Annotated in this window: 12 protein-coding genes; 7 read left to right on the plus strand and 5 right to left on the minus strand. The window is 71.3% G+C overall.

Translation table 11 applies throughout. The features are described from left to right. Nucleotides 1-154: 154 nt before the first annotated feature. Nucleotides 155-1528, plus strand: a complete 1374-nt coding sequence (locus ABZ881_RS21385; protein ID WP_358487014.1) for an MFS transporter — start codon at nucleotides 155-157, stop codon at nucleotides 1526-1528. 61 nt (nucleotides 1529-1589) lie between these two features. Here ABZ881_RS21385 and ABZ881_RS21390 read toward each other — a convergent pair whose 3' ends face one another. From ABZ881_RS21390 to ABZ881_RS21405, 4 genes are read right to left on the minus strand one after another with little or no spacing between them, the layout of a single operon-like run. Next, nucleotides 1590-2693 carry a gamma-glutamylcyclotransferase family protein gene (locus ABZ881_RS21390; RefSeq protein ID WP_358487016.1) on the minus strand — a complete coding sequence of 368 codons (1104 nt, stop codon included), beginning with the start codon at nucleotides 2691-2693 and terminating at the stop codon, nucleotides 1590-1592. A gap of 48 nt (nucleotides 2694-2741) precedes the next feature. Continuing rightward, nucleotides 2742-3017, minus strand: coding sequence for a hypothetical protein (locus ABZ881_RS21395; protein ID WP_358487018.1), 276 nt, complete (start codon nucleotides 3015-3017; stop codon nucleotides 2742-2744). Continuing rightward, nucleotides 3014-3274: a hypothetical protein gene (locus tag ABZ881_RS21400; RefSeq protein WP_358487021.1), complete on the minus strand. Its 261-nt coding sequence runs from the start codon at nucleotides 3272-3274 to the stop codon at nucleotides 3014-3016. The genes ABZ881_RS21395 and ABZ881_RS21400 overlap by 4 nt, the downstream gene beginning before the upstream one ends. A gap of 10 nt (nucleotides 3275-3284) precedes the next feature. Further along, a complete protein-coding gene (locus ABZ881_RS21405; RefSeq protein WP_358487023.1) occupies nucleotides 3285-5174 on the minus strand; it encodes a helix-turn-helix domain-containing protein in 1890 nt (629 codons plus the stop codon). A gap of 463 nt (nucleotides 5175-5637) precedes the next feature. Here ABZ881_RS21405 and ABZ881_RS21410 point away from each other — a divergent pair, with 463 nt between their 5' ends. The 6 genes from ABZ881_RS21410 (at nucleotide 5638) to ABZ881_RS21435 (ending at nucleotide 13212) form a co-directional block, all read left to right on the plus strand. After that, nucleotides 5638-7275, plus strand: a complete 1638-nt coding sequence (locus ABZ881_RS21410) for a methane monooxygenase (RefSeq protein ID WP_358487093.1) — start codon at nucleotides 5638-5640, stop codon at nucleotides 7273-7275. A 212-nt stretch (nucleotides 7276-7487) separates the two neighbouring features. Further along, a complete protein-coding gene (locus ABZ881_RS21415) occupies nucleotides 7488-8549 on the plus strand; it encodes a 2Fe-2S iron-sulfur cluster binding domain-containing protein (protein WP_358487025.1) in 1062 nt (353 codons plus the stop codon). Then, a complete protein-coding gene (locus ABZ881_RS21420; protein ID WP_358487028.1) occupies nucleotides 8546-9754 on the plus strand; it encodes a toluene hydroxylase in 1209 nt (402 codons plus the stop codon). The genes ABZ881_RS21415 and ABZ881_RS21420 overlap by 4 nt, the downstream gene beginning before the upstream one ends. Next, entirely contained in the window at nucleotides 9754-10116 is a 363-nt protein-coding gene (gene mimD / locus ABZ881_RS21425; protein WP_344018286.1) for a propane 2-monooxygenase effector subunit MimD, read from the plus strand. The genes ABZ881_RS21420 and mimD overlap by 1 nt, the downstream gene beginning before the upstream one ends. Before the next feature lie 164 nt (nucleotides 10117-10280). Next, complete coding sequence (groL, locus tag ABZ881_RS21430; protein WP_358487030.1) at nucleotides 10281-11969, plus strand: chaperonin GroEL; 1689 nt, start codon at nucleotides 10281-10283, stop codon at nucleotides 11967-11969. Between the two features lie 82 nt (nucleotides 11970-12051). Continuing rightward, complete coding sequence (locus tag ABZ881_RS21435; protein ID WP_358487032.1) at nucleotides 12052-13212, plus strand: amidohydrolase family protein; 1161 nt, start codon at nucleotides 12052-12054, stop codon at nucleotides 13210-13212. Between the two features lie 91 nt (nucleotides 13213-13303). On the opposite strand, the gene ABZ881_RS21440 is transcribed toward ABZ881_RS21435, so the two are convergent. Then, on the minus strand, nucleotides 13304-13834 hold the full coding sequence (locus ABZ881_RS21440; protein ID WP_344018280.1) for a PadR family transcriptional regulator: 531 nt from the start codon (nucleotides 13832-13834) through the stop codon (nucleotides 13304-13306). Between the last annotated feature and the right edge of the window lie 6 nt (nucleotides 13835-13840).

The raw sequence follows: 13840 nt of genomic DNA on the forward strand, positions 1-13840 counted from the left end.
CCCCGGCCCGGCCGGGCGTGATCGTTGCGCGGGGTAGCAGTTCCGGATTTCGCTCTGTAAGCTCCCGGCCGCGCAATGTCCGAGAATGTGTCGATTGTGTAACGAAATATGTCCATGAGTTGCGGAACGTATTTCGGTATTGGGGGTGCATCGAATGTCCTCGGTTCCGGCCGACCCCGGTCAGCAGGGCACACACGGTGAAGTGGAGCCGTCGATCCTGCGCCGGGCGGTCGCCGCCTCGGCGATCGGAAATGCCACCGAATGGTATGACTACGGCGTCTACGGATACGTCGCGGTGATCATCGGTTCGAACTTCTTCCCGGGTGACTACGAGCGGCTGTTCGCGCTCCTCGGGCTCGCCGTCTCGTTCGTGCTGCGCCCGCTCGGCGGGATCGTGTGGGGGCCGCTGGGCGACCGGATCGGCCGGCAGAAGGTCCTCGCGATGACGATCATCCTGATGGGTGTCGCCACCTTCCTGATCGGCATCCTGCCGACCTTCGAGACGATCGGCGTGCTCGCGCCGATCCTGCTGATCCTGCTGCGGGTGGTGCAGGGCTTCTCCACCGGCGGCGAGTACGGCGGCGCCGCGACGTTCATGGCGGAGTACTCCCCGGACCGCAAGCGCGGCTTCTGGGGCAGCTTCCTGGAGTTCGGCACGATGGCCGGCCTCACCCTGGCCGCACTGGTCGTCTTCGGCCTGACCGCCGCGATCGGCGACGACGCGATGACCAGCTGGGGCTGGCGGATCCCGTTCCTGCTGGCGCTGCCGCTGGCACTGATCGGGCTCTACATCCGGAGCAAGCTCGAGGACACCCCGGTGTTCCGCGAGCTGGAGGAGAGCGGGCAGGCCGAGACGGCGGCCACCGGGGCGCTCAAGCGCCTGCTGGTCGACTACCGCAAGCCGATCGTCACCCTCTTCGGCCTGGTCATCGCGCTGAACGTGACCAACTACGTGCTGCTCACCTACATGCCGACCTACCTGCAGGGCACGATCGGGATGAACGCCGACGACGCCACTCTGGTCGGCGTGCTCGGCGGCGCGCTGATGATGGTCTTCATCCCGATGGCGGGATCGCTGTCCGACCGGATCGGGCGCAAACCCTGCTGGCTGATCTCGATGACCGGCGTGTTCGTCCTGGCGATCCCGATGTACATGCTGATGGGCGTCAGCTTCGGCTGGGCGGTGGTCGGGTTCACCGTGCTGGGCCTGGTCTACGCGCTGCAGCTGGGCACCATCTCGGCGACGTTCCCGGCGATGTTCCCGACGCACGTCCGGTTCGCCGGGATGGCGATCTCCTACAACGTGGCGACGGCGATCTTCGGCGGCTGGGCGCCGGTCGCCAGCGAGGCGCTCGTGGAGTCCACCGGGGACCTGCTGATCCCGGCCTACTTCATGATGGGCGCCTCGCTCGTCGGGCTGGTCGCGCTCTACTTCGTGATCGAGACGAAGGGGGCGTCGCTGAGCGGCCGGGAGCTGCCGGGGCTCGCCGAGCACGAGGCGAAGCAGGCCGCCCGGGCACGCGCCTGAGCTGCCCGCCGGCATCGGGCCGGGCCCGTCCCCGCAGGCCCGGGGCGGGCCCGGCGCCGGTTCAGCGTAGTGCCGCCCAGCCGCCGGGCAGCGGCACGTGCCCGTCCCGGGCGGCCGTCCACAGCCACGCCCAGCAGACGGCGCCGTCGTCGAGCACCACCCGGATCCGCTCGTACTCCGGCCCCTCGTAACCGTCCAGCGCCGGCAGCGCGGTCACCGGATCGGCGAGCTCGACGACGTAGCCGGGCACCCCGGTGCCGCCGTCCAGGCTCAGCGCCGGATAGCCGTGCCCGGTGTCGGCGACGCTGCCGGCCGGCAGGAACGCGGGCCGCGGCAGCCCGTGCGGGTCGGCGTGCTCGCGGGCCAGCGGCCAGGCGCGCTGACCGGGCATCAGCGATCCGTAGACGAACATCCGGGACGGCCAGGCGTCCGGCTCGGGCCGTCCGGTCACCGTCCCGGCGTCCAGCCCGTCGGCGCCCGGCTCGCCGGTCAGCGCCGCCGCCCCGGCCTGGCCGAGCTGGGCGCACCGCACCGGGCCGCCGTCGACCAGCAGCGGGCGTCGGTCGGTGCGCGGGTCGCCGGTGGGCCGCTCGGGGGCGACGTAGGCGAAGGGCCGGTCCAGCACCTCCCCGGTCCCGGGGACGGTGACCGAGCCGGTGGCGATCCGGGCCAGCCGGTAGCGGGGCGGCTCGGCGGACCGTCCCTCGACGGCGTCGAGCGCGCTGAACTGCTCCGGTGCGGCCAGCCAGACGGCGTGCTCCTCCACGGCGCCGGGGACCGCGGCGAGGGTGGCCGGACGCTGGTCGTCCACCACCCGCCGGCCGGCCGACCACACCGCGGCCAGTCCCTCCGCCCGGACCCGCAGCGCGACGACCGGCCCGGTGAGCCCGCGGTGCGCCCGCATCCAGCTGATCTTCGACGGGTTCGCGTTCGATCCGTAGGCCAGCACCGGGACCCGCCCGGCCAGCGGGGCCGCTCCCCGCTCGGCGAGCCACCCGTCGAGGCAGCGACCGGCGACGAGCCGGCCGGACGGCGCGCCGGGATCGGCGGTGACCGGGTGGGTCAGGCCGTCGTCGTGGACGAACGAGACGCCCGGGCGGGCGCCGGGATAGGGGTCCGCGGGAAAGGCGGAGTCCGGCCACGGCGACGGGGTGTCCGGTTCCATGCGGAGCGACGGTAGATCAACATCCCGGAGCGCGCACCCACCGGGAGGTCAACCGGTGCGGTCGTCGTCCGCCCGGCGTACCGCCGGATGGAAGCGGCGCAGCAGCGCCGAGGCTGCGGCGCCCAGCCCGAGGACGCCGAGCCAGCCGACCAGGGCGTACGCCCAGGCGGGGGTCCCGGCCGGGGCCAGCGCCACCACCGCGACCAGCACCAGCACGGCCGAGCCGATGCCGACGAGCACCCGCTGCCAGCCGGGCACCTCGGCGGGCAGGCCGACGATCCGGCCGAGCGCGGAGCCGGTCCCGGACGTGCCGGCCCCGCTCACGAGTCCCGCCCCCGTTCCCGGCCGCGGGCCACGGCGCGCCGGAGCAGCGCCGCGGTCGCCACCATCAGCCCGAACACCACCAGCATCCCGACGAGCGACCGGACCCAGACCGGCGTTCCCGCGGGCAGGGACAGCGGCACGAAGAACACCCCGACCATCGTGCTGCTGAGCAGGACCAGCAGCAGCAGCGGCGGCGGGGTGCCCGCCGGGAACGTCAGCGCCCGCACGAGCGGGTTGCGCCGGGCCGGATCGGACATACGGCGCAGGCTACCCGGAGGCCGACACGCCCTCGGGCATCGCGATCCCGTAGCCGCGGATCTTGCGGTAGATCGTGGCCCGGCTCATCCCGAGCCGCCGGGCCGCCTCGGCCTTGTTGCCGTCGGCGTCGAGCAGCGCGTCGACGATGGCGTCGCACTCGATCGACTCCAGCGGCGTCAGCACCCGGCGGGTCAGCGCCCTGGTCTCCGGCGGCAGGTCCTCGACCCGGATCACCCCGGTGCGGCGGCGGGCGACGACCTTGCGCAGGACCTGGTAGAGCTGGTCGACGTTGCCCGGCCACCGGTTGCGCATCAGCACCCGCAGCGCCTCCGGCGAGCAGGTCAGGTCGGCCCCGCGGGTCAGCCGGGCCAGCAGGTACGGGACGAGCTCGGCGACGTCCTCCACGTGGTGGCGCAGCGGCGGGACCTCGATGGTCCGCGGGAAGGCGCCGAGCAGTGCGGTCAGCTCCGGGCTGTCGGTGCCGCCGTCGGGCGCCGGGCCGCGGGTGGCGACCACCCAGGGGCGCTCGTGGTCGGTGGACTCGCGCTGCGGCTCCAGCGCCTCGATCAGCGCGGTCGCGGCGGCCGCTGGGAGCGTGTCGACCTCGCGGAGCACCAGCGTGCCGCTGCCGCCGGCCAGCTCGTCGGTGACCTCGGCCAGCCAGCGCGGCGAGAAATCGGCCGCGTCCAGCACCCGCACGTGCCCGGCGGGGGAGTGCAGGTGGTGGGTGGCCCGGGCGAGGGTGGTCCGGCCCGATCCCGGTTCGCCCTCCAGTACCACCCACTCGTTCTTGCGCAGGTGCCGGTCGACCGACTGGGCGCACTTCGTCCACAGCGCGCCGGAGCCGACGGCGGTGGGCAGGGCGGTGGTGATGGTCGGGTGCGTGGCGCGCGGGCCGGGCGCCTCCCGGTGGGTCAGCGTCACCTGCAGCACCCCGCCCGACGAGGCGGCGTCGACCCAGCTCGGCCGGCACTGCACCCGGGCGGTCGCGCCGCTGGGCAGGTCGACGACGAGCTGGCGGCTGCGCCCGGAGCGCAGCGCCTCGGTGGCCCCGGCGAGCAGCGGGACCTGGTCGGCGGGCGCGATGAGCTCGCGGGCCCGGTCGTTCATCATCACCAGGTCGTCGCCGACCGCGAGGACCGCGGTGTTGCCGGCCCGCTGGACCGCGGCGAGGTAGTCGTGCAGCAGGGTCAGCTCGTGCCGGCCGGATGCGGCCAGCAGCGCCTCCTCGATCCGGCGGGCGGTGGTGGCGGCGGTCGCCATCATCAGCGCGTTCGCCTCCTTCCGCCAGCAGGTCAGGTCGACCACGCCGAGGATCTTCCCGGTCACCGGGTGCCGGATCGGCGCCCCGGCGCAGGCCAGGTCCTCCAGGTGCTCGACGAAGTGCTCGTGCCCGAAGACCTCGGTCGGCCGGCGCCCCTCCAGAGCGGTGCCGATCCCGTTGGTGCCGACGTGCCGCTCGGCGTAGGAGAAGCCCGGCGCCAGCCACACCCGGTCGAGGTGCTGGCGCAGCGCGGAGTCGCCGGTGCGGCGGTCCAGTACGACGCCGTCGTGGTCGCACAGGATCAGGCTGACCGGCTCGGTGGTGAACTGGTCGGCGAGCTCGGCCACGATCGGCGTCGCGGCCCTGGCCAGGGGCCCGTCGGTCTCGCACTCCAGCTCGGCGAGATCGATCGAGTCGGCCGGGACGTCCATGTCGCGGGACCGGATCCAGGACGCGAGGATCGGGGCGCGGACCGCCTCCGGCGACACGGTGTCGCGGTGCAGGAAGGCTTCCCGGGCCGCCGCCACCCGCTCCGCCGCCAGGAGATCCGTCGAGGGGCCGCCGCCGGGGCTGTGCGGGCCGGTCGTCCGTACCGATCCGGTACCGCCCTGCGCACCATCGGGCAGGGATGTCACGGGTGGCCTCCTCGCCTGCGTCGTGATCGGGAACCACACCCCGCAACCGACGGCTGAGCAGCGGTGACCTGCTCCGGAAGAAGGTGTGACGACGACGGTACGCGCCGTGAGAGCAAGATCACCAGACGTGACCGTTCTGCAGCGTCTCATATTGAGACCTCAGACCACCTGCCGAGCCGGTGTGATTCGCAGCACGGGATGAACGGCACCGGAGCCGCGGGATCCACTCGCGCCGCCGGAGGCCGCTGGTCCCGCGACCGATCTCCACCCGGGGCACCCGCGCTCGCCCCGTGGTCCGGCGGTCGGGCGAGGCGGACCCGTACGACAGGCGCTCTCTCCGGGGGAGGACCCCGGGGACCCGCGGGGCGCATGCACCGGCGACCGCCGCGAACGACGCACGACCGGTTGGACCGAATCCGACCACCACCCACCACCGTGAGGAGACGACGTGAGTCGGCAGAGCTTGGCAAAGGCTCACCAGAAGATCCAGGAGCTGTCCTGGGAGCCGCAGTACCACGAGCCGTACATGAAGTACGGAACCGACTACACCTTCCGGAAGGCCGCGAAGAAGGACCCGCTCAAGCAGGTCCTCCGGTCCTACTTCCCGATGGAGGAGGAGAAGGACCACCGCGTCTACGGCGCCCAGGACGGTGCCATCCGCGGCAACATGTTCCGGCAGGTGCAGGAGCGCTGGCTGGAGTGGCAGAAGCTCTTCCTGTCGATCATCCCGTTGCCGGAGATCTCGGCGGCGCGGTCGATGCCGATGCTGTTCCACGTGGTTCCGAACCCGGAGCTGCACAACGGCCAGGCGATCCAGATGATCGACGAGGTTCGGCACAGCACGATCCAGCAGAACCTCAAGCGCCTGTACATGAACAACTACATCGACCCGGCGGGCTTCAACAACTCGCTGCGGAACTTCCAGTCGGACTACTGCGGCACCATCGGCCGCCAGTTCGCCGAGGGGTTCATCACCGGTGACGCGATCACCGCGGCGTCGATCTACCTGACGATCGTCGCCGAGACCGCGTTCACGAACACCCTGTTCGTGGCGATGCCGGCGGAAGCCGCGGCCAACGGTGACTACCTGCTGCCGACGGTGTTCCACTCGGTGCAGTCCGACGAGTCGCGGCACATCTCCAACGGCTACGCGACCCTGCTGATGGCCCTGTCCGACGAGGACAACCGTCAGCTGCTCGAGCGCGACCTGCGCTACGCGTGGTGGAACAACCACCGGGTCGTCGACGCCGCGATCGGTACCTTCATCGAGTACGGCACGAAGGACCGCCGCAAGGACCGCGAGTCCTACGCGGAGATGTGGCGTCGCTGGATCTACGACGACTACTACCGCTCGTACCTGCTGCCGCTGGAGAAGTACGGCCTGGTCATCCCGCACGACCTGGTCGAGGAGTCCTGGAACCAGATCTGGAACAAGGGCTACGTCCACGAGGTCGCGCAGTTCTTCGCCACCGGCTGGTGCGCCAACTACTGGCGGATCGACGGCATGACGGACACCGACTTCGAGTGGTTCGAGTACAAGTACCCGGGCTGGTACGACCGGTACGGCAAGTGGTGGGAGAACTACAACCGGCTCGCCAAGCCGAACGGTCACCACGCGATCGTCGCCGAGGACGTCGACTACGTGTACCCGCACCGGTGCTGGACCTGCATGGTCCCGTGTCTGGTCCGCGAGGACATGGTCGTCGACAAGGTGGACGGTCAGTGGCGGACGTACTGCCACGAGGTCTGCCGCTGGACCGACGCCGAGGCGTTCCGTCCCGTGTACCAGGGTCGCGAGACCCCGAACATGGGCAAGCTCGTCGGTCACCGTGAGTGGGAGACGCTCTACCACGGCTGGAACTGGGCGGACGTCATCCAGGACATGGGCTTCGTCCGTGACGACGGCAAGACCCTGACCGCCCAGCCGCACCTGGATCTCGACCCGAAGAAGATGTGGACGCTCGACCACATGCGGCGGATGCCGCACCTGGCGAGCCCCAACGTCATCCTCAACGAGATGAGCGACTCCGAGCGCGAAGCGTTCGTGGCGGACTACAACCGCCAGGGGCCGGCCGGTCGCCCCGCGCCCACCGACGCCTGAGCGCGGGTCAGGCGAGGGGGGAGGGATCCCGCTAGTCCATAGCGGGGCCCTCTCTCCGCGGCCCGGCCGGGGGGTCGTCTTCCCCGGCCGGGTCAACCCGGCCGTCCCCTGGTGGGACGCAGGGGTTCTGCGCGTGCTCACTTGTCCGATTCGTCGCTTTTCTCACACCAATATCGCGGTGTTGTTCACGCAAGAGAGGTGGTCCGTAGACCGTGGGTGACAAACACGTCGTGCGGTTCGAACCGGTCGGTATCGAGATCGAGGTCGACGAGGACCAGAACATCCTGCGCGCGGCCGCCGAGCAGGGTGTCCAGCTCATGCACGGCTGCAAGGAAGGCCAGTGCGCGGCCTGCAAGTCGTTCGTCCTCGAGGGCGAGGACATCGAGTACGACAGCTACTCGACGTTCGCGCTGCCGGACTACGAGAAGGAGGAGGGCTCGACGCTCCTCTGCCGGGCGCACGCGTACGAGGACCTGGTGATCGAGCTCCTCAACTACGACGAGGAGATCATCCGGTCCGGGCTGCCACTCACCAAGGGTGCGGTCGAGGTGGTGTCGGTCGAGAGAGTCACCCACGACATGCGGCACCTGACGGTCAAGCTGGTCGAGCCGAGCGAGATCAAGTTCTTCCCGGGGCAGTACATGGACCTGGTCTGCCCCGGCACCGAGGAGAGCCGCTCGTTCTCGATGGCGAACACGCCCAACCGGGACGGCCTGTTCGAGTTCGTGATCAAGGTCTACCCGGGTGGCCTGTTCGGCACCTGGCTCGACGAGACGGCCAAGCCCGGCGACCGGCTCGACGTCGAGGCCCCGTTCGGCACCTTCACCCTGCGGCAGAACCGCAGCTCGCGGCTGATCTTCGTCGGCGGCGGGGCCGGGATGGCTCCCGTGCTGGGTCTGCTCCGCGCGATGGCCGAGGGCGGGGTGGAGCGGCCGGCGACCTTCTACTACGGCGCCCGCACGTCGAAGGACCTCTGCTTCGAGAAGGAGCTCGCCGATCTCGCTCCGCAGCTCACCGACTTCCGTTTCGTGCCGGCGCTGTCCGAACCGGACGGTTCCGACGGCGACTGGGCCGGCGAGACGGGGCTGATCACCGATGTGGTCAGGAAGAACGAGCCCGATCTGAAAGGAGTCGATGCCTACGTCTGCGGTCCGCCACCGATGGTCGACGCGGCCATCGCGACGCTGACCCAACTCGGTGTGAGCGAGGACAACATCTTCTACGACAAGTTCACCACGACCGGTGAGCAAGAAGGCGAGGACGGACTCTCATGACACAGTCCACCACCACGGACGACGCGACGTCCGGTTCGCAGCGCAGCGTTCCCAAGCCTGTCTTCACCGACGCCGAGGCCGGGGCCCGCGAGTTTCCCGACTCGAGTTCGAACGCGCGCCGCTACAACTACTACAGCCCGGCGAAGCGCAAGCAGACCGTGTACGAGGACACCACCGTCGAGGTCCAGCCGGACCCGCGGCACTACCTCACCCAGGGTTGGATCTACGGCTTCGCCAACGGTGAGGGCGGCTACCCGCTGCACTGGACGAAGCTGAAGGCGTGGGGCGTCGACGAGCCCGAGCCGCAGCGCGGGATCGGCACCGGCGGCCTGGCCGTCAAGAACTGGCCGGCACACGGCTGGCACGAGTTCCGTGACCCGAACGAGGAATGGGAGCAGTCCCTCTACCGGTACAACGCGAACGTCGTCCGCCAGCTCACCCAGAACATCGAGAACGCCCGCAACGGCAAGGCGTTCGAGCTCTGGAACACGAACTGGACGCGCTTCGTCGAGCGCAACGTCGGTGCCTGGATGCACATCGAGCACATCCTGGGGCTGTACGTGTTCGCCGCGAACGAGCGGTCCGCGCCGACCAACATGCACAACACGGCGCTCGCCGCGAACTCCACCCGCAAGATCCGGTTCGCCCAGGACCTCGCGCTCTACAACCTGACGCTCTCCGAGGAGATCGACGGGTTCGACGGCCGGGCCCACCTCGACGCGTGGGACAACGCGCCGGAGTGGCAGGGCGCGCGGAGGCTGACCGAGGCCCTCACGGCTGTCCAGGACGACTGGGGCGAGGCCATCTTCGCGACGAACTGCATCGTCGAGCCGCTGGTCGGGGAGCTGTTCCGGTCGAACCTGGTGATGCAGTCCGCCGCGACCAACGGCGACTTCGTCACCCCGACGGTGATGGGGGCCGGCGAGTACGACTACGCGCAGCGGGACCTGCGCTGGTCGATCGCCTGTTTCGCGCCGCTGGTGCGGGACAAGGAGTTCGCCGACCACAACCGGGAGCTGTTCAACGGCTGGCTGCGGACCTACGTGCCGCAGGCGCTGGAGGCGGCCCGGCAGATGCAGCCGATGTGGTCGCAGTCCGACTCGAAGCCGCCGACGTTCGAGGACTCCCTCGACCGTGCCAAGAACCGCTTCGCCGGGATCTGCGCCGATCTCGGTCTCGATGTCCCCGAGGAGCTGAAGCAGTGATGACGAGCACCGACTCGCCGTTCAAGCAGGACAGCACCGCGTCGAACATGTGTGGCTTCACCCTGATGAACAACCAGATCGGCGCCATCATGGCGACCGTCCTGGACCGTCAGGACAACGTCACCGTCCAGCACCTGCCCTCGATGATCCGGGTCGACGGGGTCGGCAAGTTCGAGGTCGACTACGCCGAGATGGACGAGGAGGCCGGCCAGGAAGAGGGCTGGTTCGACGCGGCCGAGTTCGAGGAGAACATGTCGACCCACTACGGGCGCATGGTCCACCTGGACGACAAGACGATCATGTTCGCCAACCCCGAGGACGCCGCCGAGTACATCGACTTCGATCTGAAGCCGGTGGACTGACGCCCTCGCCCTGACGCGCCGCACCGCCCGGGATGACGACCCGGCGCGGAGCCACCACACCCCACGCCCGGCCCGGGCGGTGCGGCGCTGCTCGGTCTCCGAGCACCTGCGTTGATCCGCACCCGCGCACTGGACCAACTCATCCCTCCGGGAGGACTCCCACCATGGCCAAGGAACTCCGCTTCGGCGCCGAGGGCCGGCACCTGCTGCAGGCCGGTGTCGACCAGCTGGCCGAAGCCGTCAAGAGCACGCTCGGCCCCAAGGGCCGCAACGTCATCCTGGAGAAGATCACGGGTTCGCCCGAGGTCACGAACGACGGCGTGACGATCGCCCGTGAGATCCACCTGCGCGACCCGTTCGAGAACATGGGCGCCCAGCTGGTCAAGGAAGCCGCGGTCAAGACCAACGACACCGTCGGCGATGGCACCACCACCGCCACCGTGCTGGCCCAGGCCATCGTCCGGGAGGGCATGCTCGCCATCGAGCGCGGCGGCAACCCGGTGCTGGTCAAGCGCGGCATCGACATCGCGGTCGGCGCGCTGGTGGACCGGCTGCAGACGGTGTCGCACCCGGTGGGCACCGAGGAGGACTACGCCCGCGTCGCCGCCATCTCGGCCAACGACGACTGGTCGATCGGCACCGTCGTCGCCAAGGCGCTGCACACCGTCGGCGACGACGGCGTGGTGACCGTGGACGACAACCCGGTGCCCGGCGTCTCGGTCGACTTCGTCGAGGACTTCGAGTTCGACAACGGCTACGTCTCGCCCTACATGGTGACCAACCCGGGCACGCTCGAGGCGGTCGTCGACGACCCGTACATCCTGTTCTCGGCCGGCCGGATCAAGGACGTCCAGGAGATCATGCCGGTCCTGGACCGGATCATGCGCAACGAGCGGCGCCCGCTCGTCGTGATCGCCGAGACGGTCGAGGGCACCGCCCTGCAGATGCTGGTGCACAACCACGTCAACGGGCACTTCCAGGCCGTCGCGATCAAGGCGCCCGGCTTCGGCGAGAAGCGCATCCACCTGCTGGAGGACATGGCCGCGCTGTGCGGCGGCCAGGTGCACTCGAAGAGTTCGTCGTTCTCCCTGGAGCAGATCGACGTCACCCACCTCGGCCGGGCCACCCAGATCCGGGTGACCAGCGAGAACACCACCATCATCGGCGGGCACGGGGACAAGCAGAAGCTGGAGTACCGGCTCTCCCAGCTGCGCGCCGAGCTCGCCAGGGCGACCATCGGCACCGACGAGGACTTCTTCTCGGACCGGATCGCCCGGCTCTCCGGCAAGGCCGCGATCATCTCGGTCGGCGCGCCGACCAACGCCGAGGCCCGCGAGATCCGGCACCGGGTCGACGACTCGCTGCAGGCCACCCGGGCCGCCGTCGCCGAGGGCATCGTCGCGGGCGGTGGCGCGGCGCTGCTGCACGCCGAGCCCGCGCTGGACGAGCTCGACGTGACCGGGGACTACCGGATCGGCGTCGAGATCGTCCGGCATGCGCTCACCGAGCCGGTGCACCTGATCGCCTCCAACGCCGGCTACGACGGCGACGAGGTGGTCAAGCAGGTCGGCGCGCTGGACGCCGACTCCGGGTTCGACGCCCTCGAGGGCCGCTACGGGAACATGGTCGAGATGGGGATCATCGACCCGCTCCGGGTGGTCCGTTCCGCCCTGCAGAACGGCGCGTCGGTGGCCGGCCTGATCCTCACCACCAACTCGCTGGTGGCCGAGGAGGTCACGCCCTGGAACAAGGCGCTGATGACCGAGTTCGGTGAGCTCGACGAAGGCATCCCGCAGCCCAGCCCGGACTCGAGCACCCCGCAGTCGATGGGTCTCGGCCCCTCCGTCGGCTGAGTCGCGGACGGCACATCGCAATCCCGGCCCGGCACGCCGAGCGCGTGCCGGGCCGGTCCGTGAGAGTGGAGAGGTGGATCTGGTGGACCGGTGTTGCGGGGGTGCCGGCGTCTCGTTCGTCGTGGACGCCCAGGTCCACGGCTGGGACGGGCGTCCGCACAACCAGGCGGGCCCGGCCGGTGAGCAGTTCGTCGCCGACCTGCACCACCGGCACCGGATGGTCGACCCGTCCCCGCGGCCGCTGTCGGCGGACGCGTTCGGGCTGGTCACCCGGGAGGCGCTGGCCGCGCACGTGCTGTCCGCGGTGGACCGGGCGGTGCTGGTCCCGGCGACCTTCGACGACCTGTTCGTGCTCGGGTTCGCCGCCCCGGCCTGGCACGCCGAGCTCGCCGAGGAGCATCCCGGCCGACTGGTGCTGGCCGGCGAGCTCGACCCGGCCGACCGGGAGCGGGCCCGCGGCATCGGCGCCCAGGTCACCCGGGGCGGCCTGCGCGCGCTCACGGTGCTCCCGTCGCGGCGGCCGGAGACCGCGGTCTCGCTGCGCGCTTCCTGGCTGCGCCGGACGCTGATCCGGGCGGAGCAGGCCGGGGCGGGCGTCGTCCACATCGGGGTGGCGCCGACCGCGCGGCCGCCGGCCGCCGCCCCGCAGTGGGCGCACGCCGGCGTCGTCGAGGCCGGGGAGGCGGTGCCGCGCCCGCGCTGGCCGTCCTGGGCGGAGCCGGTCCGCGCCGGGTCGGCGCTGCCGGTCCGGGCCCGGACGCCGGGCCCGCTGCCGGCCGGCGCGGTCGACGTCGCCGAGGTACGGGAGCTGGCCGCGGCGCTGCCCCGGGTCCGGTTCGTGCTGGGCGCGGCCGCCGCGCCGACCGCGGCACTCACCCGGCTGGCCCGGCTGCCGAACGTCTACGTGCTGCTCACCGACCTGCTGATCGCGCTGCGCCGCGACCCGGAACCGGCCGCCGAGGCGCTCGGCGAGCTGCTCGCCGCCTACGGGCCGGACCGCCTGATGTTCGGCAGCGGCTATCCGCTGGTGCGGCCGGCCCGGCTGATCCGGGACCTGATGACCTTCCGTTACCCGGACTCGCTGCGCGGGCGCTATCCCGAGCTGGACGACGAGGTGCTGGAGGCGCTGCTCGGGGGCACCGCCTCCCGGCTCTACCGGCTGGCCGATCCGCGGGTGCCGCAGGCCGGGCGCCGGCGACCGGCCGGGCCGGTGGCGCTCTCCCGGTCGCCGCGGGCGCGCTGACCGGACCGGGGTTCGTCGCGGGGCCGGTGACACGACCGGGTTGGGTGCGTGGCACGCGAGACCGTCGCCCGGGCGGGGTCGAAAGCTACTCTCACGCCTCGGCGCGCAGCCGCTCCGCGGCCCACCGGGCCCAGTCGCGGACCGTCTCGTACTGCCGGACGCCGAACTCGGCGGCGAGCTGCCCCATGCCGTCCTCGCCGAGCATGGGGGCGTCGTCGGGGTGCTCGGCGCGGACCGCGCGCAGAACCGCGAGGGAACGTTCGGCGTCCTCGGCGGTCCGGTCGAGCACGGCCAGCGCGTCGTCGCGGGGGAGCGCGGCGATCAGGAACATCCGCAGCACCGGCTCGTTGCGGACCTTGCCCTGCTGCGGCGGGGCGAGCATCCAGCGACGCAGCTCGGCGCGCCCGTCGTCGGTCAGGGTGTAGGTCTTCGCGCCGCGCGCGCCCTCCTCGGTCACCTCGGCGAGCCCCTGCGCGGCGAGCTTGCCGAGCTCGGGATAGACGCTGGTGTGCCCGGCCTGCCAGGCGTAGCGGCCGAGATCGGTGTCGAACACCCGGGCCAGGTCGTAGCCGGTGGCCGGGCGCAGGGCGAGCAGTCCGAGCAGGGCGTGCGGGAGCGACACACCGGG

Source organism: Pseudonocardia sp. NPDC046786 (assembly GCF_040645415.1).
In the GTDB taxonomy this organism is placed as follows: domain Bacteria; phylum Actinomycetota; class Actinomycetes; order Mycobacteriales; family Pseudonocardiaceae; genus Pseudonocardia; species Pseudonocardia kongjuensis.